Annotated in this window: 25 protein-coding genes; 5 read left to right on the top strand and 20 right to left on the bottom strand. The window is 66.4% G+C overall.

Annotated elements, in window-relative coordinates; all coding sequences use genetic code 11:
• Nucleotide 1 precedes the first annotated feature (1 nt).
• Genes A9W99_RS15985 through A9W99_RS15975 form a run of 3 tightly spaced genes read right to left on the bottom strand, consistent with a single transcriptional unit; the run spans nucleotide 2 to nucleotide 3,931 of the window.
• Nucleotides 2-1,333 carry a deoxyribodipyrimidine photo-lyase gene (locus A9W99_RS15985; protein ID WP_067379838.1) on the bottom strand — a complete coding sequence of 444 codons (1,332 nt, stop codon included), beginning with the start codon at nucleotides 1,331-1,333 and terminating at the stop codon, nucleotides 2-4.
• A gap of 1 nt (nucleotide 1,334) precedes the next feature.
• On the bottom strand, nucleotides 1,335-1,814 hold the full coding sequence (locus tag A9W99_RS15980) for a TspO/MBR family protein (RefSeq protein ID WP_067379835.1): 480 nt from the start codon (nucleotides 1,812-1,814) through the stop codon (nucleotides 1,335-1,337).
• 17 nt (nucleotides 1,815-1,831) lie between these two features.
• Entirely contained in the window at nucleotides 1,832-3,931 is a 2,100-nt protein-coding gene (locus tag A9W99_RS15975; RefSeq protein ID WP_067379832.1) for an MMPL family transporter, read from the bottom strand.
• Nucleotides 3,932-3,980: 49 nt separating this feature from the next.
• Between A9W99_RS15975 and A9W99_RS15970 the strand changes: the two genes are divergently transcribed.
• Complete coding sequence (locus A9W99_RS15970; RefSeq protein ID WP_067379830.1) at nucleotides 3,981-4,478, top strand: MarR family winged helix-turn-helix transcriptional regulator; 498 nt, start codon at nucleotides 3,981-3,983, stop codon at nucleotides 4,476-4,478.
• Nucleotides 4,479-4,491: 13 nt separating this feature from the next.
• Here A9W99_RS15970 and A9W99_RS15965 read toward each other — a convergent pair whose 3' ends face one another.
• Nucleotides 4,492-4,890 (bottom strand): hypothetical protein, encoded by a 399-nt coding sequence (locus A9W99_RS15965; protein ID WP_067379827.1) that lies wholly within the window; start codon nucleotides 4,888-4,890, stop codon nucleotides 4,492-4,494.
• A gap of 234 nt (nucleotides 4,891-5,124) precedes the next feature.
• Between A9W99_RS15965 and A9W99_RS15960 the strand changes: the two genes are divergently transcribed.
• The 3 genes from A9W99_RS15960 to A9W99_RS15950 all read left to right on the top strand — a co-directional run bounded on the left by A9W99_RS15960 (nucleotide 5,125) and on the right by A9W99_RS15950 (nucleotide 8,283).
• Nucleotides 5,125-5,829 carry a hypothetical protein gene (locus tag A9W99_RS15960; protein WP_067379824.1) on the top strand — a complete coding sequence of 235 codons (705 nt, stop codon included), beginning with the start codon at nucleotides 5,125-5,127 and terminating at the stop codon, nucleotides 5,827-5,829.
• Between the two features lie 147 nt (nucleotides 5,830-5,976).
• Nucleotides 5,977-7,023 carry a type 2 isopentenyl-diphosphate Delta-isomerase gene (gene fni / locus A9W99_RS15955; RefSeq protein ID WP_067379821.1) on the top strand — a complete coding sequence of 349 codons (1,047 nt, stop codon included), beginning with the start codon at nucleotides 5,977-5,979 and terminating at the stop codon, nucleotides 7,021-7,023.
• A 9-nt stretch (nucleotides 7,024-7,032) separates the two neighbouring features.
• Nucleotides 7,033-8,283 (top strand): glycosyltransferase, encoded by a 1,251-nt coding sequence (locus A9W99_RS15950; protein ID WP_067379820.1) that lies wholly within the window; start codon nucleotides 7,033-7,035, stop codon nucleotides 8,281-8,283.
• On the opposite strand, the gene A9W99_RS15945 is transcribed toward A9W99_RS15950, so the two are convergent.
• The 15 genes from A9W99_RS15945 to A9W99_RS15870 form a co-directional block, all read right to left on the bottom strand.
• On the bottom strand, nucleotides 8,280-8,651 hold the full coding sequence (locus A9W99_RS15945; protein ID WP_067380813.1) for a hypothetical protein: 372 nt from the start codon (nucleotides 8,649-8,651) through the stop codon (nucleotides 8,280-8,282). The two genes, A9W99_RS15950 and A9W99_RS15945, sit on opposite strands and share 4 nt — an antisense overlap.
• A 205-nt stretch (nucleotides 8,652-8,856) precedes the next feature.
• Nucleotides 8,857-9,330 (bottom strand): DUF2784 domain-containing protein, encoded by a 474-nt coding sequence (locus A9W99_RS15940; protein ID WP_082930026.1) that lies wholly within the window; start codon nucleotides 9,328-9,330, stop codon nucleotides 8,857-8,859.
• A gap of 13 nt (nucleotides 9,331-9,343) precedes the next feature.
• Nucleotides 9,344-9,625, bottom strand: coding sequence for a lipopolysaccharide assembly LapA domain-containing protein (locus A9W99_RS15935; RefSeq protein WP_067379815.1), 282 nt, complete (start codon nucleotides 9,623-9,625; stop codon nucleotides 9,344-9,346).
• Nucleotides 9,626-9,701: 76 nt separating this feature from the next.
• Nucleotides 9,702-10,706: a DUF5914 domain-containing protein gene (locus A9W99_RS15930; RefSeq protein ID WP_067379812.1), complete on the bottom strand. Its 1,005-nt coding sequence runs from the start codon at nucleotides 10,704-10,706 to the stop codon at nucleotides 9,702-9,704.
• Nucleotides 10,703-12,238: an FAD-dependent oxidoreductase gene (locus tag A9W99_RS15925; protein WP_067379809.1), complete on the bottom strand. Its 1,536-nt coding sequence runs from the start codon at nucleotides 12,236-12,238 to the stop codon at nucleotides 10,703-10,705. Before A9W99_RS15925 ends, A9W99_RS15930 begins: the two co-directional genes overlap by 4 nt.
• On the bottom strand, nucleotides 12,238-12,960 hold the full coding sequence (locus tag A9W99_RS15920; RefSeq protein WP_067379806.1) for a class I SAM-dependent methyltransferase: 723 nt from the start codon (nucleotides 12,958-12,960) through the stop codon (nucleotides 12,238-12,240). Before A9W99_RS15920 ends, A9W99_RS15925 begins: the two co-directional genes overlap by 1 nt.
• Complete coding sequence (locus tag A9W99_RS15915; protein ID WP_067379803.1) at nucleotides 12,947-13,258, bottom strand: lycopene cyclase domain-containing protein; 312 nt, start codon at nucleotides 13,256-13,258, stop codon at nucleotides 12,947-12,949. Before A9W99_RS15915 ends, A9W99_RS15920 begins: the two co-directional genes overlap by 14 nt.
• The gene (locus A9W99_RS15910; protein ID WP_067379799.1) at nucleotides 13,255-13,578 is read right to left on the bottom strand and encodes a lycopene cyclase domain-containing protein; all 324 of its coding nucleotides are present in this window, start codon (nucleotides 13,576-13,578) and stop codon (nucleotides 13,255-13,257) included. Before A9W99_RS15910 ends, A9W99_RS15915 begins: the two co-directional genes overlap by 4 nt.
• On the bottom strand, nucleotides 13,575-14,504 hold the full coding sequence (locus A9W99_RS15905; RefSeq protein ID WP_067379796.1) for a phytoene/squalene synthase family protein: 930 nt from the start codon (nucleotides 14,502-14,504) through the stop codon (nucleotides 13,575-13,577). Before A9W99_RS15905 ends, A9W99_RS15910 begins: the two co-directional genes overlap by 4 nt.
• Entirely contained in the window at nucleotides 14,501-16,033 is a 1,533-nt protein-coding gene (crtI, locus tag A9W99_RS15900; RefSeq protein ID WP_172828887.1) for a phytoene desaturase family protein, read from the bottom strand. Before crtI ends, A9W99_RS15905 begins: the two co-directional genes overlap by 4 nt.
• Complete coding sequence (locus A9W99_RS15895; RefSeq protein WP_067379794.1) at nucleotides 16,030-17,127, bottom strand: polyprenyl synthetase family protein; 1,098 nt, start codon at nucleotides 17,125-17,127, stop codon at nucleotides 16,030-16,032. The genes crtI and A9W99_RS15895 overlap by 4 nt, the downstream gene beginning before the upstream one ends.
• Nucleotides 17,128-17,442: 315 nt before the next feature.
• On the bottom strand, nucleotides 17,443-17,676 hold the full coding sequence (locus A9W99_RS15890) for a general stress protein CsbD (RefSeq protein WP_067379791.1): 234 nt from the start codon (nucleotides 17,674-17,676) through the stop codon (nucleotides 17,443-17,445).
• Between the two features lie 436 nt (nucleotides 17,677-18,112).
• Nucleotides 18,113-18,673 (bottom strand): MarR family winged helix-turn-helix transcriptional regulator, encoded by a 561-nt coding sequence (locus A9W99_RS15880; protein ID WP_067379784.1) that lies wholly within the window; start codon nucleotides 18,671-18,673, stop codon nucleotides 18,113-18,115.
• Between the two features lie 104 nt (nucleotides 18,674-18,777).
• Entirely contained in the window at nucleotides 18,778-19,113 is a 336-nt protein-coding gene (locus tag A9W99_RS15875; protein WP_067379778.1) for a DUF3140 domain-containing protein, read from the bottom strand.
• A gap of 19 nt (nucleotides 19,114-19,132) precedes the next feature.
• On the bottom strand, nucleotides 19,133-19,351 hold the full coding sequence (locus tag A9W99_RS15870; RefSeq protein ID WP_067380804.1) for a DUF2945 domain-containing protein: 219 nt from the start codon (nucleotides 19,349-19,351) through the stop codon (nucleotides 19,133-19,135).
• Nucleotides 19,352-19,504: 153 nt separating this feature from the next.
• Here A9W99_RS15870 and A9W99_RS15865 point away from each other — a divergent pair, with 153 nt between their 5' ends.
• A complete protein-coding gene (locus A9W99_RS15865; protein ID WP_067379771.1) occupies nucleotides 19,505-20,176 on the top strand; it encodes a phosphodiesterase in 672 nt (223 codons plus the stop codon).
• Between the two features lie 18 nt (nucleotides 20,177-20,194).
• On the opposite strand, the gene A9W99_RS15860 is transcribed toward A9W99_RS15865, so the two are convergent.
• Nucleotides 20,195-21,538, bottom strand: coding sequence for a TIGR01777 family oxidoreductase (locus A9W99_RS15860; protein ID WP_067379768.1), 1,344 nt, complete (start codon nucleotides 21,536-21,538; stop codon nucleotides 20,195-20,197).
• Between the last annotated feature and the right edge of the window lie 6 nt (nucleotides 21,539-21,544).

Below are 21,544 nucleotides of genomic sequence, written 5' to 3'. Positions count from 1 at the left end.
TTCAGCCCAGGCTCTGGTAGCGGCGCAGGGCCTCGGCCCGCTCGGCTCGATGGTCGATGATCGGCTCCGGATACCCTTGCGGACGTTCACCTTTACGCAAGAAGACATCGGTCGCGCCGCTCAGCTCGGGAACCCACCGCCGGATGTAATCACCTGAGGGATCGAACTTTTCGGCCTGCGTGGCCGGGTTGAACACCCGGAAGTAGGGCGCGGCGTCGGTGCCGCATCCCGCGCACCACTGCCAACCGTGCTGATTGCTGGCCAAATCACCATCTGTGAGCTGATCCATGAACCAGCCGGCACCCCACTGCCACGGCAGATGCAGGTCCTTCACCAGGAACGACGCGACGATCATCCGTGCCCGGTTGTGCATGAAACCGGTCGCGCGTAGTTGACGCATCCCCGCGTCGACGATCGGGAACCCGGTTTGGCCGGCCTTCCAGGCCTCGAAACGCCGCTTCGCCTCCGCGCCGGTGTCGGTTTTGATGGCGTCGAAGTCGCTGTTCCAGTTGCGCCATGCGCTGTCCGGCCAGTGGTTCAGCACCGCTGCGTAAAAGTCACGAAAGGCCAACTCGCGCAGGTATTTCTGCGGGCCGGTGCGGCGCAGGTCCAGATCTGCGACCATGGTGCGCGGATGGATGGTGCCGAACTTGAGATGCGCCGACATGCCGCTGGTGGCATCGAGGTCGGGCCGGTCACGGCCCTGGGCATAGCGACCGAGTCCGTCGGCGACGAACGCCGCCCATTGCGAGCGTGCCGCGTTCTCCCCGGCCGGGAACGCGAGAGTGGCTCCGGGATCAGGGATTTCGCAGGGGTCGATGCTCAGGTCCGCCGGGTCCAGCCAGCGTGCCGACCCGGCGCCCGATCGTGCCGGCTCTCGCCATCCGGCGTCGCGCCAGGCACGGAGAAACGGTGTGAACACCTTGTAGGGAGTGCCGTTCTCCTTGGTGACGCGGCCCGGGGACACCAGATACGGCGATCCGGTGGCAATCAACGGCACCGAACCGAGTGCCGCACGCACCCGTTCGTCGCGACGCCGCCCGAACGGCGCGAAATCTTCCGAGATGTGCACCGAGGAAGCACTGATTTCCTTGGCGACGAGAGGAATTCGTTCCTCGGGGCGCCCACTGGTCACCAACAGCCGCCCACCCAGGTCGTCGCGCAGTTGCCGCAGCGAGTCACCCAAAAACTGCAGCCGCCGCTGACCCGACGAAGCCACCAGGCGCGGGTCGAGTACGAAGCAGGCCAGCACCTCCTCGCCGTCGGCCGCAGCGGCCAGCGCCGGATGATCCCGCAGCCGCAGGTCGCGTCGAAACCACAAGAGCGTTGGCATGTCAGCGGTTGAGTCGCCAGATATGGGTGGATAGCACCGTCGCGAAGGCACACCACAGCGGGTAAGGCAACAGCGCGGCTCCGGCCCGCGGATCCGCTTCGGCGGCCCGCCTGGCCAGGTCGGCGCTGCTGACTGTCAGCGCGGCGGCGCCAAGTGCGGACGCACCGAGTTTGTGGTAGCGGAAGAACAGCCAACTCCATCCGGCATTGAGCGCTAGGTTGACGCTCAGCGCGGTGATGTAGCGCCGTGCATTATCGTGTCGGCCCGCCGCACGAAATCGGTCGATCGCTATCGCGGAGGTGGCCGCGATATCGCCGTACAGCGTGGTCCACACGACGGGAAAGGCGGCGCTGGGCGGTTGGTACGACGGCTTGCGCACCAGCGCGTACCAGCCGGGTGTGCGGCTCGGGCTGGCAATGCTGCCGCTGATTGCCGCCGCACCCACCGCCAGGGTGGTGCCGGCCAACGTGTACTTTTTCATAACGGCCTCCGGTGATGTCAGGCGTGGGCTGATTCCGCTTGCTGCTCAACGGTTTTAGCGCCGGTCGGGTCATTGGGCCACCAGATCCGGTCGCCGATCAGGGTGAACAGGGCAGGGATCACCAGCGTGCGCACGACGAACGTGTCGAGCAGGATGCCCAGGCCGACGATGATGCCCAACTGGGTCAGCACGATCAGGGGCAATACGCCCAGCACGCAGAAGACCGCAGCCAAAACGATTCCGGCGCTGGTGATCACGCCGCCGGTGGCCGACACCGCACGGATCATGCCTTGGGAGGCGCCGTGGTCCGCGGCGTCCTCGCGGGCGCGAGTGACCAGGAAAATGGTGTAGTCGACACCGAGGGCGGCCAGGAACAGAAACGCGAACAGCGGCGTGCTCTGGTCCAGGCCGGGAAAACCGAAAATGTGGATGCTGGCCCAACTGCCCATTCCGAGAGCGGCCAGCGCACCCAGGATCGTCGCGCCCAGCAGCGTCGGCGGCGCCAGCACGGACCGCAGCAACGCATACAGGACGACCAGGATGACGGCCAAGATAGCGGGGATCAGCACCAGACGGTCGCGTTGTGCAGCGTCGCGCACATCGAGCGCTTGCGCGTCAGGGCCACCCACCAGTGCTCCGGGGGAGGCGCTTTCGACCGAACGGCGCAGCGCCGCAATCGTTTTGAACGCCTGGCCGGATGACGGCGGCGCATCGATGACCACCGACCATTTGGTCAGCCCGGAGGTCGACCGTCCGGTTTCGGTCGCCGAGACCACGCCGGGAGTGGTAGCGATGGCAGGCTGCAGTATCGGTGCGCCCGCGCTCGCACCTACCACTACCGTCGGGTTGGTCAAGCCGGCGGGGAAATGCCTTGCCAGGGTGTCGAATCCGGACACCGAGTCCGCCGCAACGCGGAATTGCTCGGTACGCGACAGCCCGATTTCGGTTCCCAGCAGGCCGGTGGCCAGTGTGCCCAGCAGCGCGATCGCCAGCGCGGCAACCAGGGCCGGACGGCGGGCCACCCGTTCGGCGACGCGGTGCCAGGGCCCCGCCTCCGCCGCGGCTCCTGCGCTGTCCGGATGCGGTATGAAGGGCCAGAACAGTCGCCGGCCCAACAGCGCCAGCAGCGGCGGCAGTACCACCAGAACCGACACCGCGGCAACCACCAGCGCGCAGGCGGCTAGGGCGCCGAGGCTGCGGGTGCTCGGGCCGGCGGCTAGGGTGAGGGTCAGCAGCGCCAGCACCACGGTGGCGTTGCTGGCGAGGATGGCCGGTCCGGCCATTAGCACGGCGCGGCGCAGCGCGTCGCGGTGATCGGCGTAGCGCGGAAGTTCTTGGCGGTAGCGGGAAATCAGCAGCAGCGCGTAGTTGGTGCCCGCGCCGAAGACCAGCACGCTGGTGATTCCGGAGGTGGCCCCGTCGAAGCTCAGGCCGGTTGCCGACGCCACCGCCGTGCCCACCGCCGCCGCGGTCCGGTCGGCGAATCCGATCACCAGCAGCGGCAGCAGCCACAGCACCGGTGAACGGTAGGTGGCGATCAGCAGCAGCGCGACCACCGACGCCGTCACCGCCAGCAGCGTGATGTCGGCATGCGCGAAGGCGTTGGCGATATCCGCGCCGAATGCGGGACCGCCGGTAATGTGCGCCTCGAGGCCGGCCGGAAGGTCACGGTGTGCGGCGTTGCGCAGCTCGGCGACACGGTTGTTGAGCGCCAGACCCGTCAAATCGGCGCTGATGGTCACCATGGCGATCGCTGCCTTGCCGTCGGCGGCCATGATCGGCGGGCCGGGCGCCGGAGCGTGTTGGGTCAGCGCCTGCATCCGGTTGCGGGCCCGCTCGACGGCCGTGACGTCGGCGGAGTTCAGGACCGTGCCGTCGGTGCGGGTGACCACGGCGATCAGCGGAGCCTGGTCACCGTCGGGGAACTGGCGCACCAGCGAATCGACTTTCGCCGCGTCGGAGTCGGCCGGCAGTTCCGGTGGCGGCTGGCCCGCGGCCGCGTTGCCGCCGATCAGCACCATCAAAACGCTCGCCAGCAGCACTGCCCCTAACGCCCACAGCCACGATCGCCGGCCCGTCACGGCCGCTGCGAGACGATCCCACACGCCGGTAAGCATTTCAATAAATAAAACATTAACCAACTTAAATGATTGCCGGGATGCGGATATGCTGCAAGACGCAATGAACCCTGAGGACCGGGTGCGGGCGGAGCTGGAGGCGCTGATCTCGGCCGACCTGCGCGAGGTATCTGCAGAATCGGACCAGATCGGCCGGCTGTTCGCGGCGGCGCATCAGGTGCGTCCCACCGATTTCCGTGCGCTGCTGCACATCATGGTCGCTGAAACCGCCGGGCGGCCGATGACGTCGGGGGATCTCAGCCAGCGGATGGGCCTGTCCGGCGGGGCGATCACCTACCTGGTGGACCGGCTGATCGAGTCCGGGCACGTCCGCCGGGACTCGCATCCCGAGGATCGTCGAAAGGTGATCCTGCGCTACGCCGAAGCCGGACTCGAGGCAGCACGGTCGTTCTTCGACCCGCTGAGGATGCTTACCCATGTCGAGCTCGAGGGCCTGCCCGACACCGATCTGGCGGCTGCACACCGGGTCTTAGCCGCGCTTATCGCCGCCATGCGCCGATTCCAGGCCGAAGTTGGGGCTAGCTAGACCGGATGGGCCGCTAACTACTGGCTTTGAGGGCAGCCGCCAGCCCTGCGGTATCGGCGACGGTGACGGTCAGCGCCGAGTGGTCACGTAGCCCGATTACACGGCGAATACGGGGGTCGAAATGGACACACACGCCCGCCGTCGCATTGGTTCCGAATGTGAGCCCGTCGTCGACCATCGATAGCCGGGGCCCGACGGCCGTCCACCACCGGTACGGGCCTGCGACATGGGCGTTGACGACTGAAGACAAGGGCGCCTCGACACGAAATGGACCGTAGCGCGCGAGGAAACGGCCGTCGTCGGTGAGGACCACCCCTTGCTGTCCGGGCCACCGGAAGGGTAGCCACATCGGGGCCAGCCGAAGGTCGTAGCGATAGGGGAAGTAGCGGCCATTTTCGTCGTGCGATGTCATCCTGCGGCTCCGATCTATGATTCGCCCACGCATCCTGACACGCTGGGCATATACGTGAAAAGGGTCGGCAAACCGCATTCTTCGGTATCCTTGGGGCACCAGTTTCGAATTCGTCTATCTATCGGCGGTTTGGGTCAGTGAGTACCGGGTATTCGGCGTGAACCGGATTACAGGTGTGGCCCAATGACAAGTTTGGAGTTCATCCTTTTCAGGCGCGAGGGACGGTGCGTATCAATGAAGGCGGTGCACCGCGCGTCCTGGTGTTTGGCAACCGCATTCGCCACCGCCTTTTTGGGTCTAGCAGCGCCGGCTAAGGCCGACCCCGTTGCCAACGCGTTTCCCGGTATGGAAATTCGTCAGGGCAGCACGATATGCACGCTCGGAATGGTTGAGATGACGTTACGGATCGCGCTGGCCACCGGTCAATGCGACGGCGCGTCCGTGGTGACCGACAATCACGGAAACGTACTCGGCGGAGTGGTTACCGCGCGCCACGACGCCGCCACCCCGGCCGGAGACGGCTCGTCGGCAGATGTGGAGTACGAGGTCATCAAGTTGGCCGACGACGTGAAGGCGACGGACGTACTGCCTACCGGACGCCAATTGCAATCCAAGCCCGGAACGCACGCGCAGCAAGGCGATTGGGTGTGCCACTTCGGAATCTCGACGGGTGAGACCTGTGGCCGCGTCGGCACGGTGAACAACAACCGGTTCGCCATCACCGGGGTGGCTTCGGACGGACGCGATACGGGCGGACCGGTGTACACCCTGGCCGATGACAACCATGCCGTGATCGTCGGGTTGTACGAGGGCACAGCGGGTTCGGGTCCGACGGCGGAGTCCTGGCAGGCCGTCATGCAGCAGCTGTACATCGACGGCCAGTCACCGGGTCGAGGACCGGTTCGGATTGCGGGCTGGAACGGACATCAGCACCAGTAGTGACTTCCATGCGAAATGTGGCCTGAGGCAGCCTGACTGGCACGCGGCATTTTTCTGCATGAGCAGGCTAGTTAAGTATCTGAAACATTCATGTGCTTAACTAAGTTGTGGGATCGAACGGCGAAATGCAAGGATCGTCGGAAAATCGTGGCGGATGATCGCGGCGAGCTGACAACTCGCAAGCTCCGCCACATCGACGTGTGCCTCGACGGCGACGTGGGTTATCAGGGTCTCACGACCGGCCTGGAACGCTATCGGCTGCCCTACAACGCACTGACGCAGACCAGCCTCGACGACATCGAGCTGTCCGTCGAATTCTTCGGTGCGCGGTTGCGGGCGCCGGTTCTCGTCGGCGCCATGACGGGCGGCGCGGAGCTGTCCGGAACCATCAACCGGAATCTGGCCATAGCAGCGCAGCGGCTCGGAATCGGGATGATGCTCGGGTCGCAGCGCATCATGCTCGACAGCGCGCAAGGGGAGCGGGCCGCGGCCAGCTTCGCCGTGCGTGACGTCGCACCCGAGGTGTTATTGTTCGGCAACATCGGGCTGTCCCAACTGACCAAGGATGCGGTGCCCGACATTGTCCGCGCACTCGACCGGGTTGGCGCCAATGCCCTTGCCGTGCACACTAATCCGTTGCAAGAGGCGATGCAGCGCAATGGTGATACAGACTTCGGCGGCTCGTTGGACCGGCTGCACGACGTGACCGCCATGCTCGGCTATCCGGTGCTGTTGAAGGAGGTAGGGCACGGCATCGGCGCCGCCGCCGTCGCCGAATTGTTGGGGTACACGGGCGAGCCGCCGGTGGCGGGCATAGACGTCGCGGGCGCGGGTGGCACGTCATGGTCGCGGGTCGAGCAGCTGGTGCGCTACGGCGAAGTGCGCTACCCGGATCTGGCCGACTGGGGGATACCCACTGCCCGAGCGATATTGGAGGTGCGTGCCGCGCTGCCAGACATTCCGCTGGTGGCCTCCGGTGGAATCCGGACCGGTATGGACGCGGCCAAAGCGATCGCCCTGGGCGCCGACGTGGTGGCGGTGGCGCGACCATTGCTCTCGGTCGCGATCGAGTCCGGCGCTGCCGTGACGGCGTGGTTGCAGCGATTTATCGACGAGCTTCGCATCTGTCTGCACGGTTGCGGTGCGCGCGATCTGCGCACGCTGCACGCCTTGGGCGCGACACCGATCACATAGCGAGCGCGGATGTCGGTAATCCTGGCTTACGGGTCACCCGCACTGGGTCATCTGTACCCGCTGGCCGCACTGCTGGTCGAGTTGGCCCGGCGGGGTCACACGGTTCACTTGCTGACCATGGCCGGTGAGGTCACGGCCTTGCGTGAAATCGGCCTGCATGCCGAGCAGGTCGACCCGCGCATCGAGGCCATCGTCGGACAAGATCGCTTGGCGCGCAACGCGTTAGGCGTGCTGAAGATGTCCATCGACGTACTGTGCCGTCGTGCGGTGATCGAGGTGGACGACCTCCGGCGCGCGATTGCCCGGGTGCAACCCGACGCGGTCGTCGTCGACGCCAACTGTTGGGGGGCAATGTCGATGGCCGACGCCGGCGACCTTCCCTGGCTGGTGTTTTCACCGTTCACGCCGTACTTGCGATCGGCGGCGGCGCCACCGTTCGGCCCGGGTCTGCGGCCGCTACCCGGCCTGGTCGGAAGTGTTCGCGATGCGTCAGTGCGGCCGTTCGTCAGGTTCGTCTTCGATCGTCCCGTGCTGCCGCGGATCAACGCGATCAGGGCGGCGCTGGGCATTCCGACGGTCGAGTCCGTCGACGCGCTTATGCGGCGGGCGCCGCTGCTGTTGGCCGTCGGTGGTGAGCCGTTCGAATACCCGCATCCGGACTGGGGTGACGCGGTGCACTTCATCGGTGCGTGTGTTTTCGAGCCGGCGGCCACGACGGAGCCGGATTGGCTGGCCGGCGTCGACCGGCCCATCGTGTTGGTCAGCACGTCCTCTATTGCGCAGGCGGACGTCAGGTTGGGATGTATCGCGTTGCGTGCGTTGGCCGATGAGCCGGTTCACGTCGTAGCCACGTTCCCGGCAGGGGTACCGCGTGGGCTGCCGCGGACACCCAACGCCACGGTGCGCCGGTTCCTGCCTCATGGTGCGGTGCTGGACCGCGCGATCTGCGTCATTTCCCACGGCGGCATGGGCACCACGGTCAAAGCCCTTGACCGCGGTATCCCGGTCTGCGCGGTGCCTTTCGCCCGCGACCAGGCCGAAGTCGCGCGTCGCGTCCAGGTGGCCGAATGCGGGGTCCGGTTGCCCGAGAAGCGGCTCACCGAGGCACGGCTACGCGCCGCTGTTCGGAAGACGGTCGCAATGGCCGACGGTGCACGGCGGGTAGCCGCCGGTTTCGCCGCGACTGGCGGTGTCGCCCGTGGCGCGCACCTGATCGAGCAGCGTCTGCTGACCCAACGATGTGGGCGCCGCGCTGACTAGTCCGTCGGGTCGTCGTGGGGGGCCGCGGTATGAGCGGGGTGCCCCGCAGTGCGCCGACGCTCCTTCATCTCGGCTTCGAACACGTGCCGCCGCCCGCCGGTAAGCCGGGCTCGCGTCAGCCGTTCGATTTCCTGAAAGCACTGGTAGTAGCCTTCATCGTAGTCATCGATGACCTGAAAGCTCCACCGCCCGGGTAGCACATTGCGACCGATCAGCTCGTAGCTGATGCGCTCCGCCAAGTCGTCCTGTCCAATTTCGCGCAGCTCTTCCACCACCGCATCGAGTTGCAGGTCGGCACGCCCGGTCAGCTGGTGGAACGCGTACAGGTGGCCACGCGCCCGCTCGATCGTCTCCAGTGCCTCGGACATCTTCCCGGCGGCCTGCACCGCGGCATCTCGTGCCTCGGCGTCTTCGGTTGCCTGACTTGCGTGTTCGCCATTGCGCTTGATGCTCAACCGAACGGTGGCGCGCTTCGGTGTCTCCATCGTGATCGCTTTCCTTTCGGCTGTCGTCGCATGGTCCCCCCCGAGCGAGCCGAACCCCCGGGACCTGCCCTGTTCATTAGGTTAATAGTTAAGTTACTGGTATGAAACCGCACGGACTGGCCGGAGCCGCCAAGCTTCGCTTGATTGGTTGCCGCGCAGCGGCTTTCATTGCGGGTCGCCGTGCAGCGAATACCGCCCACGAGACAGCAGCTGCGACGAAAGCCATCGCTTGTGCAGCTCCGGTGCGGCCGGGCGGCACTAACCGGCCAGCGAGGTAGCCGTCAACGAAGCCCGACTGCGGCAGTGGGTTCAGGTTCGCGCGAGCGCGTGCCCACTCTTCCAGCTGGGTCAACGGGCAGGGGAGATGCAGCCCGACCACGGCGATGCCCCAGACAACGGCGGGCACGTGAAGTACGAGGGTCCGCGGCCAGCGAAGGGCGAGAAAGCCGCCGCTGGGCACGTAGATGAGGTAAGCGATGTGCGCGCAGACGGTGGCTGCCACGACGACAAAGTACGCGTGCCGGGTGGCCGAGCCATCCTCGCGTGCGAGGCCGCGTTGCATTTTCGACGAACGTTCAAACCGACCGGATGGTTCGCCTCGCCGCCCGGCGCAGTTGAATCATTCGTGCGGCGCCGATCAGCACCGTGATGCTCCCCCCGGCCACGCCGGACAACAAGTAGCCCACCCCGACGGGCAAACTCCACTGAAATCCGAGGAAGTGCACGGCGACGGACTCGGTGTTCTGCGCCACGAATATCAGCAAGACGACGAGGATCACCAACCCGACGACAAGCGCCCACCAGGCCGCCGAGAGCCTGGTGAACGGTGAACCCCTGGTACTCGATGTGCCAGCCACAGAACCGGATTCGGAGCTCCGGCCTGAAACGGAAGGTCGACTTTTCATGGTTGTGTCTACCCCTTCATGCGCCGGGCTAAGCACGCCTGTCACCGGAGCGCAGGTGGTAGCGCCGCTCGGCGTAGGCGAGGTCGTCGCGCCAGAGTCTGCTGGCCGCAAAGCGCATCAGCGGTGCGACCAACGGCGCCGCTGCGCGGGCACGTTTGAAACCCGGACGGTCGGAATGCGCGATGGTCGCTTCCAGCACGGCGGTACGCGGACGACCGTCGGGCCCTGAACCGATTGGCGTGACGTGGGTTTCGACCACGCTACCGCTCCCTTCACCGTCCACGATCCGCATCACGACGGTGCGTGCATCGGGGCAGCCGAATTCCGCGACCACGGGTGCGCCCACCCGGCCCATCCGGAAGGTCACCGCTACCAGGAATTGGTCGGCGCGCTCGGTGGGCGTGGTGAGCACCTCGAGCCGAGTGAAGGAGTAGGGGTGAAGCCATCCGCCGTGCCAGGGGTCGAGTCTATTGGCGATGATGTCTGGCGGTTCGCATGCACCGACCAGCCGGGTAACGGCGGTGATCGTGGCGCCACCGGGTCTGGCCGGGATCACCGGCTCGTCCATCGGCGTCTCGCCACCGACCTGGTCAAGGCGCACCCAGGCGAGGACACCGTCGTCGTGGCTGGGCAGCGGTTTCCACCCGAATTCGCATGCGGCGCCGCTCAAGGTCAGTCCGTGCCAGCGGCAAATCAGCGAGCCGCGGTGCACCGCGCCGGTGGCCAGATCAGCCCCGAGGTGCGGACAACTTCGGGGACCGACGCGTAGGCGGTCCCGCTGGTCGCGCCAGGCCACGATTTCGGTTCCGGCGACGCCGGACCCGAACGGCCGACCGGGTCGGATGGCGCGACTCGCCGCGAACGCGTACCAGTTGCCGGTGGGCCTGGACTGGGACCGCCTCAGGGCGGCGTCGATGATCGAAGGCTGCGCCTCCCGATATGTCGGGCGCTGGTCGGTCCAAAGTGTCCGCGGGACCGACTGCAACGGAAGGTCTTTGGGCAATCGTTGGCCCAGGCGTTGCAAAAGATTCATCGTCGATCCGATCCTTCACGGGTGGCGAGCCAGCGCAGCAGTGGCATGCGGCCGTGGTTGGGCACCGTCTGCAACGAGTGTCCGGCGAGGTCCCATCGCCGCAATAATCGGTTGGCGGCGCACCAGCCGGTGGTTGCGGCGCGTTCCATGAGTGCTACCGGCAGATCGACCCGGATACCGTCGCCCGCCAGTACCAGGCCGTCTACCGGGCTGACCACTCCCGGCCGGTCCGCATACGTCCCCGGGGCAAAAAGTGGGCAGTCGCCACGATGCAGGACCCGCTCGTAAACCACTTGCGCCGCCGCGGTTTCCGGATAAAGCCGGTGCAGCTGTCGCATGGCGGCCGCGGTGGACGGCGCGCATTCCAGGGCATAGGAGTGCAGCTCGACGACGGACCCGCGGTGCGCTTGGGCCCACTGCGCCGCTTGGTGTTCGTAGCGCTCGAGCACGCTGATGTTGTCGAGCGGTTTGTGGCCCGCCGTGCCCAAGAACGCCGGGCGGCCGGGCGCCACCGGGCGGTCGAGCCACAGCCGGTGCACTGCGAACGACGGCGCGATGCGCATCGCTGCTATGCGTGCGCGCCAGGTGTCGTCGGCCAAACCCGGAGACGCCGCAACGATGCGCTGCAGGCCCGCGACGTGGGTGGCCAGTACTACCGCGTCGGCATCCAGATGTCCGGCGGAATCGGTATGTACCCGAAAGCCTTTCGCCCCACGCTCGTCGACACGCAGCGCGCTGGCGCCGCGCCGGAACCGCACGCCTCGCTCCTCGAGATAGCTTTGCAGCGGCTGCCAGAGGGCGGTGTCATAGTTAGCGTCGGCGACATCGAAGATGAGTCCTTCGCTGGAGCCCAGGAAGTAGATGTGGAACATCGTTGCCAACTCGGCGGCCGACAGCTGGGCCGGGTCGGCGAAGAAGCTGCGGGAAAACACCTCGAACGCGAGATGCCTTGCCGCCTCCGGGAAACGGATACTCTTCAGAAATGTCTCGGCGTCGAGGTGATCGAGGCGCCGATAGATTTCCGGCACCGACACCGCGGCCAGCGGCGCGGCCGCGCGAGCGTCGATGCGCGCGAAGTCGCGCAGCCGGAATGTCGGGCTGCGTGCCGCGAACGCCAGCGCGTTCCACGGCGGAGTGCGGGGGAGTCCGCGGAAGCTGTCGCGCCGGCCCGTGCCGTCGACCAGCGGATAGTCCTCGACAGGGGTGAGCATGCGCAGGCGCCGATCGATGCGCCGCAGCAGCTCTCGCAAGTTGTAGTACTGCCGGAAGAACGCATGGAACCCGCGGTTCATCGCAAGCGTTGCGCCGTCGTGCTGCTCGGTCCATCCGCCGACACGCCCACCGAGGTAACGCTCGCGTTCGACGACCTCGACGGCGACGCCGCGTTCGGCCAGTCCGGTGGCGGCGGTCAGCCCGGCTATGCCCGCCCCGACGACGATGGCCCGGGGCCGCCCCGGCAGCCGACTGGGGTTGCAGAATCCCGCTGGTGCCAGATGGATCTGGCGGCGACGGTCACTTCGGTGGTCGTTCATCATGGCGCATCTGCCAGGAAGGTGTGCACGATGTTGGTTCGCCAGCCGGGCATCGTTTCGCTGTGTACGGCGGTGAACCCGGCATCGGCGAGCCGCCGCCGAAACTGTGCGGCGCCGTCGAATGTCAGCACGCTGCGTAGCAGGTACCGGTAAAGAGTGGTGTCTCGGGTGTGCCACCAGCCGGCCGGGATGATGATGCCCCAGCAGACCGCCCGCCAAACTCGGGCCGCCGCAGGCGAATCGCGCACCGAATACTCGTGGACGGCCAAGGTGCCACCCGGCCGTAGCAGCGCGCAGAAGCGGCGCAGCTGGCTGTCCCGGTCGGCCAGATTGCGCACCAGGTAGGCGGCCAGGATGCCGTCGAACGGTCCGGTGATGCCATGCGCATCGAGTTCCTCTACGGATGCATGCACGAATCGCACTGAGGCGGGCCAGTTCTTGGCGAGCGCCATGTCGAGCATTCGGCGTGACGCGTCGACCGCGATGACGTCGGCTTCGGGTGCGACGGCGAGCAATGCCGCAGTCGATGCGCCGGTCCCGCATCCGGCGTCCAGCAGCCGCAAGCCCCGGCCACGTAACGGGATTCGCATGCGGCGTGCCGAGAGTCGTAAATCCGCATGGTAGCCCGGGCTGGCGCCGACCAATCGGTCGTATGCTGCGGCCCCGACGTCGAACGCATCCGTCAGGCCGCCGGGACGCAAGCGCGCTTCATCGACGCCCATGTTGCCGTTCCCACAACAACAGCACCGCGGTGGCCAACGCGAAGCCGAACAGGAAGTCTTCGATCGGTATGTCGAACGGAAACCGCAGACCGGTGATCTGGCGCCGGTCGTAGCTGACGATGGGCGAGCTCAGTTTCGTCAGCCAGCCGTCGACCGGGATCTGGAAGCCGAGCACGATCAGCATCGACAGCCAGTAGGCCGGACGCCGAAACAGGCTGGTGCGCAACAGCATCAGTTCCGATGCGCAGACGATCACGACGGCCGCGGCCGCCGGCACGGTGTAGCCCAGACCGGTCATCGGCGCTTGAACCGATCGACGATGGTGCTCACCGCGTTGTAGGTCAGCAGCGCGCACAGCGGAATGACGAGGAAGAACAACACCTCCTCGATCGGCACGCCGAACGGGATGCTGACGCCGGTGAGGTAGTGGCCGTCGTAGCTCCACACGTGTCCGGCGACCGCGATCTCATCCCAGATGAGAAACAGCAGCGCCACCGGAAGAACGGCCCGTGCTGCGCGCCGCCATCGGCGGTAGACGCCGGCACCGAAAATCTCCAGGGGCGCGGTGATCACCAGGCATGCCGCCAGGACCAGAAGGTATTGCCAGCGATCACTCATGCGGCGCCGTTTCGTGCCCGCCACGCCCGCATCAGGCCGGCGCCGGCCACCTGCAGGCGTCGTGCTCTGCCGACGGTTGCCCGGTGACTGAACACCGCGAAGTCGCTAGCTTCGATGCAATCCAGAATCTCCGAATACAGCGCGGTCGCTGTCGCCACGCAGGGCCGCGAGCGTGGCGCGAGCGTGCCGATCCCGGCACTGGCGAACCGGTAAGTCTCCCGGGCGATTTCATGTTGGGCTGCCAACGCCTGTCGGACCCGGCGATCGGTGCGGCGGTGCGTATGACACCACATCAGCAGGTCGCGGTTGACGCCGAAGGCGCCCAATTCGTCGGCGGGCAGATAGATCCGGCCGCGTAGCAGATCTTCGTCGATGTCGCGCAGGAAATTGGTGAGCTGAAACGCCCTGCCCAGTGCCGCTGCATAGGGTGCGGCTTGTTCGGGGGCGGACACCGTGCCCAGTATCGGAAGCAGTTGCAGGCCAATGGCTTCGGCGGAGCCACGCATGTAAGCGTTGAGTGCCCGGCGGTCGGGATAGTCGGTGACCGTGAGGTCCATTCGCATCGAAGCCAGGAAGTCGACGAACAGCTCGGTGCTGATCTGGTAGCGGCGCGCGGTGTGGGTCACTGCGACGAGTACCGGATTGGCTTGATGTTCATCGGCGCCGAAGAATTGGTCGGCAAGCTGCTGCAACCGCTGGGCGCGTATTTCGCCGCCGATCTTCGGATCGAGTTCGTCGAGGATGTCGTCGGCGTAGCGCGCGAAGCCGTAGAGCGCGTGTACCGCCGGCCGTTGATCCGGTGCGAGCAACCGGGTGGCCAAAAAGAACGTACGGCCGTGGGCGGCATTGATTTCCCGGCAGCGGCGATACCCGTCTCGCAGCCGGGGATTGTTGATTCCTGCGGCGTCCAGCTCGCTGCGGATCACGATCGTCCGGTCTTCATGTCGAGGTGTGTCTGCGCGCGAGTGGCTGGTCCGGGCGACCCCGTGACGCGATCGGCGGCGAGCCGCCCGGAGATCAGGGCGGTGGGCACGCCGACGCCGGGCACGGTGGAGGACCCGGCAAGCACCGCGTTGTCAATCCCGCGCACCATGTTCGCCGGGCGGAACGGGCCGGTCTGGGCGAAGGTATGAGCAAGCGCGAACGGGCTGCCGGCCGCCATGCCCTGACGGGCCCAGTCGGCGGGGGTGACGATGTCGAGTATGGTTCCATGCTCCCGCAAGCCGGGTATCAATCGCTGCTCGACGCACTCGAACACCTTGTCCGCGTACGGTTTGCCGGCGTCCTCCCAATCGATCCCGCCCCGCGTGAGATTGGGCGCGGGTGCCAGTACATACAGCAGATCTCGGCCGCCCGGCGCCAGCGTTGGGTCGGTTGCGGTCGGACGGGTGACCAGCAAGGACGGATCCCGCATGAGCTGACCGTCTCGGATGATGTCGGTGAAAGTCTCATTCCACGCTTCACCGAACAAGATGGTGTGATGCGCCGTTTCCGGTTCGGTGCTGCGACATCCCGCATGGATTACGACCGCTGACGGCGACGGGCGCAGCGCGATCGCGCGGCGCGGTGTTCTTCCGAGCAATGCATAGGTCTGCGGCAGTTCAGTGGTGAGCACCACCGCGTCGCAGGGGATGCGTTCGGTGTCGGTGTGCACGGCGCTGACGTGTCCGGCGCCGGTTTCCAGCCCGGAAACCGTCGTGCCGTAGCAGAACCGGACGCCGGCGTCGACGGCGGCAGCGGCGAATGCCTCGGGAAGCGCCCGCACGCCGCCGCGCGGAAACACCACACCCGAGATGGTGTCCATGTAGGCGATGACCGCATAGACCGCCAAGGCGTCACGCGGCGCCACCCCGGCGTACAGCGACTGGAAGGTGAATACCCGCTGCAACCGCGGGTCGGAGATGTAGCGGTTGACCATCCGGTCCCACTTGCGAAAGCCGCCGATCGCGGCCAGCCGCGCCAACTGCGGGGTGAGTAGGGACAGCGGGGAGTCGAAGTTGGCGGCGATGAAACCGTCGAATTCAATGCGGTACAGGCGTTCCAGCCATTCACGCAGCCGGCGGTAGCCCTCCGCCTGCCGGGGATCCGCGAATTCCTCAACGGCTGCTGCCATTTGGTCGGGATCGGCATGGACTTGCAGGGAACTGCCGTCGGCAAACACGGCGTGGTAAGCGGGATCGACCGGCAGCAGATCCAGCCGGTCGGACATGGTCTCGCCTACGGCCGCGAACACCTCGTCGATCACCTCGGGCATGGTGAGCACTGTCGGGCCGGTGTCTATCCGGTAGCCGTCGATGTCGAGCCGCCCAGCCCGTCCGCCCGGCCATTGGTGCCGCTCTACCACAGTGACCTGCCGGCCCCGGCCGGCCAGGTGCAGTGCCGCCGACAGGCCCGCCAGGCCCGCGCCGATCACGACGATGTGGTCGCCTCGTCCGCCGATGGTCCGCATGGTCATTCGCAGCGTTCCGTGCAAGCGATGGCCATATTCGCCAACGCGCTGCGAATCTGGCCGTCGATAGCGAGGTCGCTCAACGCCTTCCGGGCCGCCACCACGCGACGACTGATCATGTCTTCAATCCACTGCACTGCCCCGGTCGCGGAAATCACTTCTTTCCAACGCTCTACCGCTGCGTCGTCGAGCACGGCGCTGTTCACAAGTTCGGTCAGCTGTCGTCGGGCCGGCCCCTCGGCCATCTGGTGGGCGGCCACGATGACGCTGGTCGCCTTGCGTTCGAGGAGGTCTCCACCGCAAGGCTTTCCGGTGACCTCGGGTGAGCCGAAAACCCCCAGCAGGTCGTCGCGAAGCTGAAACGCTTCGCCCACCGCGACGCCGTAGCGGCCAAGACTGGACAAGGTGCGCTCATCGCAGCCGGCCATCGCTGCGCCGATTTCCAGCGGGCGGCGCACGGTGTAGTTGCCGGATTTGCGCTGTGCCACGTCCAGCACATCTTTCAGGGTCGGCATCTGACGCACATCGGACGTCAAGTCGGCGAACTGGCCGACCGCAAGCTCGATGCGCATGGCGTCATAGCGCGACCAGGCTCGCTGCAGGCACCGCGGGTCGACACCGCTTTCCCGCAGCATCTGTTCGGCCCAGATCAGGCAAAGATCGCCCAGCAGAATGGCCGACGATTCGCCGAACCGCCGCGCCGAGCCGGACAAGCCGCGTTCGCGGTGCCAGATCGCGAATTGAAGGTGAACCGACGGTTGGCCACGGCGTTGCGACGAATCATCCATCACATCGTCGTGCATAAGTGCGAAGGCGTGCAGCAACTCCAAGCTGGCCGCGGCCCGTACTGCCGCGTCGTTCGGCGGCGCGCCGCACAGCCACCCGAGGTACATAAAGGTCGATCGCAGGCATTTGCCGCCACGGACGAATTCCGCCAAGACGTCGCCGGCGGCATCGAGACACAGCCCATCCAGCTCAGCGGCGCGGCGTGAGGCGACGAAGTCCCCGAGGGCAGCTAGCACAGCCCTTCGCACACTCGAACGCCAAGCGCCGAAGTCGTCCGCCACCGACCACCCCGCCGGCGTCGGGACCAACCCCATCCTCGGTGACGCAGCACGCATTTACCCCCCCTTTCGAATGGCTTGGGCGGCACGGTCTGAAGGGCTCGAACACCCGCCGTCATACCCTGCCCGAGCAGCGCTAAACGCCGGACGTCTGGCTCGCACGATCCGCTTTGAGCCTCCGCCATAGTTTGGCCGTCGAGCCACAGCATAAGTTCATCATCTTAAACGTTAACTTACTGAATAATATGATGCACTGTCCAGACTGGAGCTGGCGGGAGTGTGTTTGGACAAACAAACGTGATGGGCCCAGCAGGACCAAACCGGCTGGGCCCATCACGGGTAAGAAGTGCGCTACTGGTTCTTCTTCTGCCGCTCCTCTGCGGCTTTGGCACTCGCACGGGCCGACTCGGCCTCGGCTTCCCGCTTGGCCGCGTCGCGTTGCGCCTCGCCTTTGTCCTGCTGCGCCCTGCCCTCGCGACCCAGTTGATCGTTGCGGGTCACGATGCTGACGACTTCCTTGACCTTGCCCTTCAGCCCTTCAACGATGCCGCTGACGGCCTCCAAGGGTCCACTTCGCTCTGCCATATTTACCTCCCGATTCAGGCGGCGTCGACGACTTCGCGCCCGCCGATAACTCTCCATTCCCACGAGGCGCCGTTCGCCAAACATCGTTCGGCGCGAACTGCCGCACCGCTTCGGTCAGAGTGCGCATCGAGGCAGGAGTTTCGAACGGTTGGCGTCCGGGTACCTTGCGCGGTGTGGACGTGCGAGCGGCATCGGCACGACTAATGCGTGCAGAACGCAAAGTGCTGCGCGTTCAAAGACGTTTGTGGCTTGCGCAGTTGGAGCTCTGGCCGGCCGTCGTAACGCTGGCTGCCGTCGGCGTCGTTGCGGCATGGAAGTTGTGGCAGCGCTCGGTTCAGCGTCGGCCTGACGGCAATGCGGGCACGACGTTGCCGACCGAGCCCGGCGCCCCCATGCCAGGGGCCGAGCCCGGATGAGTACGTTGCGGCAACAGCTTTCACCGAACTACGCGGCGTCGCGAATTGACCGGGCCTCGCTTGGCGCCGGTCGCTGACGATTCGGCTTGCTTGGCCGCCTTTGCTTCGAACGTCGTCATGGCCGCGATCATTGCCGTGAAGACTCGATGAGCGGCGGCCAGATCGCGGTCGGGTAAATCGGCCATCGCGGAGCGCACTTCGCCGCCCAGCGGCGTGAAATAGGCCCGGGCCAACGCCATGCCGGACTTCTCGTAGCGAAGCAGCGACTTGCGGCGGTCGGCCGGGTCGGCCTCGCGCCTGATGTGGCCCGAGTCGATCATCCGATCCACCAGGTAGGTGATGGCGGGCGCAGACAAATCCATTCGCTGTCGCAACTGGGCCAGCGTCAACGGTGTCTCGGTGGTCTCGGCGACCATGATGTGCAGCAGGGCGTGGAAATCACTGCCGCTGACGTCGTGCCCGCGCGCGAAGTGCCGTCCGATACGGTCGGCTTGCGCGGTGAGAGCTCGCAGGTCAGCCGACATCAGCTTTTCGAGTTCGGCTCGGTCTGGTCGCCGGTCAGCAGCGCCGCGCTTGGTCACTTGATCCGCATCCTTCTTAGCGTTCCGCCGAACAGCTTATCGGCGGGACGCGGGTGCGGTCGTCCAACCCTGGTACGGGTTTCTCGGGCCGCCGGCCGGCGCGCTCACGATTTGGCTGGGTCGTGCCCCCAGTTCATCAACGAGTAACGCCAAGCGGTGTCATCGATGACGCCGCTGGGCCGCTGTGCCAGGTGGCGTTTCGCGTAGTTCACCACTTTGCGCATGTGTGCGTAGTCGTCCGAAGTGAGGTCGGCTCGTTTCGTTTGGAGGATGTTGACAATGCGGCGCCCGCTGGCATGACCCGTGGACTCTGCGTTGTCCTGCTGCTGTCCCACACTTTTCGACTCGTCGGTGTCAAGCCACTTCTGCAGCTCGCGCGCGGTCATATTGACTGTCGCGCGAAACTGCTTCCAGGTGGCTTCTTCGTCAGGTTCGGCCATCTGTGATCACCGGTGCGAATCAGTCGACCCGCCGCAGCGCCTGCGGCTTGTGGACGGCATCCGCGCCGGTCTTGTCGCTGCGGACCTGGTATTGCGGCTGGTCTGGAGATGCGCGCACGGTCCGTCCCGCGGCTTCGGTATCCGAGGTGATTTCGCGCTCAACCGTTCCGTGGACCGTGCTGCCGTGGCTCTTCCACCGCACCTTGTCGCCCTTTTCGAACTTCTTCTTGTCCCCCATCTGCTTCACCTCTCGTTATGTTGCCTTGGCGCATGGGGTTCCCGCTCGGCACGACGGCCGAACCAGTTTCAGTTAAGAAGATTGATAGTTAAGTCATCTGATCATCAACCAGCGGCCTGGTTTCGGCCGGCTTAGAACGGGAATTCGCCGCCGGTGAACTTTTCCGATCTCCTTGCCCGCCCCTTCGGCTGGGGATCCGCCATTCGGGGCAAGCGGTTCTTCCATCCGATCGGTGTGCTTGCCGAAGGCGCTGTCGAACGCATCGCACCTGCGGACGACGGGCTGCCGATCCCGTCGTCCGATGTCGTCGCCCGGCTGTCCAAAGCCACCGGGACGCCTGGGGCGTTGCCCGACTTCATTGGGCTGGCTGTCCGCGTTCCGGCGGATGCGAAACAGTGGGACATCCTGCTGGTGTCGGCCGGCTCTGGGCTCCTCGGCCGGACGCTGACGTTACGGCCGGTGACGTCGTGGACCGGGCAGCACATGTCCACTCTGATGCCAGTGCGCTACGGCGGGAAGCTCTGGTGGTTGCAGGCCCGGATCACCACCGAAATCCCCGGACCAGGCGTATCGCTGGACGCTGTCCGCGAACGGATCGAACAGGGCGGAATCGAGGTGGTGTTCGATCAGGCCTGTGGCAGGTCCGATTTCGAGCCGGTGGCCAGAGTGACGCTCACCAGCGTCCTCGATGAGCGCCGGGGTAAGGACGTGTCGTTCGACCCCGTCATCAACACAGCGCCCGGCCTGGAGCTGTATCCGGAATGGCTGGCGGACTTGCGAGCACGCGCCTACCGGCACAGCCGCGAGGGCAGGGACGCAAGTTGACCGGACTCTCAGTGCCCGTCAGCGGCCCAGCAGATGCCGCAACGCCTGATCGAGATCGGGCTGACGGAACCGGTGCCCGGCTTGGTCAAGGCGGGAGGGGACGACACGCTGGCTGGCGAACGCGAGTTCGCGGGCACCCTGCTCACCGAGCAGTAGCCGCGGCCCCAGCGGCGGCACCGGCAACACCGCTGGACGGCGCAGCGCGTGAGCCAGGGTGCGGGTGTAATCGGCGTTGCGGACCGGTTGCGGCGCAACAGCGTTCACCGCGCCGGACAGTGCGTTGTCCCACAGCGCCCGGTGATAGATGTCCACCAGGTCGTCGATCCCGATCCAGGACAACCACTGCCGGCCGTCCCCGAGCCGTCCGCCCAATCCGGCGCTGAACAACGGACGCATCAGCCGAAGCGTCCCCCCGCGCGGCGACTGCACGATACCGGTGCGCACCTGTACCACCCGCGCTCCCGCCTGCTGTGCCGGCGCGGTCGCGTCCTCCCAGTCCGCGACGACGTCCGCGAGGAACCCGTCGCCGCGATCGCTGTCCTCGGTGAGCGCGTCGTCTCCGCGGTCGTATCCGTAATAGCCGATCGCCGAAGCGGACACGAACACCTTGACGGGGGAACCGCTCACCAGTTCGGCCAGCCGGCGCGTCGGGCCAATCCGGCTGTCGCGCACCGCCGTCCGATGCTCGTCGGTGAAGCGCCCGGCGATCGAGGCGCCGGCCAGATGGATCACCGCGTCGACACCGGCCAGCAGTTGCGGGTCGGGTTCGTCGGGCTGCCACTGCCGCTCGTCCGGCGTGCGCGGGGTATGGCGTACCAGCCGGACGACGCGATGGCCGCCCGTGCTCAGAAACGCGGTCAATGCCGAACCCACCAGTCCCGACGACCCGGTGATGGCGACGGTCGCCGGAGCAAGGCCATGCTCGGCCGCCCGCCGGTGCGCGGCCAGATCGTCGGCCAACTGCCGGTGCCGGTAGACGAACATGGGTCGCAGAGCCGACGCGGGAACCGGTGTGTCGACCCGGTCGACGACCCGGGTCTCGGATGCGGAGACGTCTTCGAATTCATGGATGTGCCGCCACCGCACCACGATTCGTGCCGGCAGCGACGCCGGGCCGTCGCTGCCGATGGTGTCGACGAAACGGCGTGGCGGATCGTAGCCGTCCGGCTGGTGTTTGGCGACCCAGCGCAGACCGCCGGGCAGCGATAGCGTCGCGCGCCCGTCCTTCAGCGAGGCCGCCTCGGTGACCAGCCGCAGGGGCTGCCACGGCGGAGACAGCCGATTGAACGCACCGGGCCTGGCGTGCCAAGCGAAGACCTCGTCGCGCGGCGCGTCGATGACGCTCGAGTATTCGATCCCCATGTCACG

Origin of the sequence: Mycobacterium sp. 1164966.3 (assembly GCF_001665395.1) — a bacterium.
Taxonomy (GTDB): domain Bacteria; phylum Actinomycetota; class Actinomycetes; order Mycobacteriales; family Mycobacteriaceae; genus Mycobacterium.
The sequence above is the reverse complement of the archived record's forward strand: the minus strand, read 5'-3'. Positions and strand labels throughout refer to the sequence as shown.

Bases quoted from the DNA above. Each gene is read 5' to 3' on its own strand.
- A9W99_RS15985 (WP_067379838.1), bottom strand. From the start codon at position 1,333: ATGCCAACGCTCTTGTGGTTTCGACGCGACCTGCGGCTGCGGGATCAT.
- A9W99_RS15980 (WP_067379835.1), bottom strand. From the start codon at position 1,814: ATGAAAAAGTACACGTTGGCCGGCACCACCCTGGCGGTGGGTGCGGCG.
- A9W99_RS15975 (WP_067379832.1), bottom strand. From the start codon at position 3,931: ATGCTTACCGGCGTGTGGGATCGTCTCGCAGCGGCCGTGACGGGCCGG.
- A9W99_RS15970 (WP_067379830.1), top strand. From the start codon at position 3,981: ATGCTGCAAGACGCAATGAACCCTGAGGACCGGGTGCGGGCGGAGCTG.
- A9W99_RS15965 (WP_067379827.1), bottom strand. From the start codon at position 4,890: ATGACATCGCACGACGAAAATGGCCGCTACTTCCCCTATCGCTACGAC.
- A9W99_RS15960 (WP_067379824.1), top strand. From the start codon at position 5,125: ATGAAGGCGGTGCACCGCGCGTCCTGGTGTTTGGCAACCGCATTCGCC.
- A9W99_RS15950 (WP_067379820.1), top strand. From the start codon at position 7,033: ATGTCGGTAATCCTGGCTTACGGGTCACCCGCACTGGGTCATCTGTAC.
- A9W99_RS15945 (WP_067380813.1), bottom strand. From the start codon at position 8,651: ATGTCCGAGGCACTGGAGACGATCGAGCGGGCGCGTGGCCACCTGTAC.
- A9W99_RS15940 (WP_082930026.1), bottom strand. From the start codon at position 9,330: ATGCAACGCGGCCTCGCACGCGAGGATGGCTCGGCCACCCGGCACGCG.
- A9W99_RS15930 (WP_067379812.1), bottom strand. From the start codon at position 10,706: ATGAATCTTTTGCAACGCCTGGGCCAACGATTGCCCAAAGACCTTCCG.
- A9W99_RS15925 (WP_067379809.1), bottom strand. From the start codon at position 12,238: ATGAACGACCACCGAAGTGACCGTCGCCGCCAGATCCATCTGGCACCA.
- A9W99_RS15920 (WP_067379806.1), bottom strand. From the start codon at position 12,960: ATGGGCGTCGATGAAGCGCGCTTGCGTCCCGGCGGCCTGACGGATGCG.
- A9W99_RS15915 (WP_067379803.1), bottom strand. From the start codon at position 13,258: ATGACCGGTCTGGGCTACACCGTGCCGGCGGCCGCGGCCGTCGTGATC.
- A9W99_RS15910 (WP_067379799.1), bottom strand. From the start codon at position 13,578: ATGAGTGATCGCTGGCAATACCTTCTGGTCCTGGCGGCATGCCTGGTG.
- crtI (WP_172828887.1), bottom strand. From the start codon at position 16,033: ATGACCATGCGGACCATCGGCGGACGAGGCGACCACATCGTCGTGATC.
- A9W99_RS15895 (WP_067379794.1), bottom strand. From the start codon at position 17,127: ATGGGGTTGGTCCCGACGCCGGCGGGGTGGTCGGTGGCGGACGACTTC.
- A9W99_RS15890 (WP_067379791.1), bottom strand. From the start codon at position 17,676: ATGGCAGAGCGAAGTGGACCCTTGGAGGCCGTCAGCGGCATCGTTGAA.
- A9W99_RS15875 (WP_067379778.1), bottom strand. From the start codon at position 19,113: ATGGCCGAACCTGACGAAGAAGCCACCTGGAAGCAGTTTCGCGCGACA.
- A9W99_RS15870 (WP_067380804.1), bottom strand. From the start codon at position 19,351: ATGGGGGACAAGAAGAAGTTCGAAAAGGGCGACAAGGTGCGGTGGAAG.
- A9W99_RS15860 (WP_067379768.1), bottom strand. From the start codon at position 21,538: ATGGGGATCGAATACTCGAGCGTCATCGACGCGCCGCGCGACGAGGTC.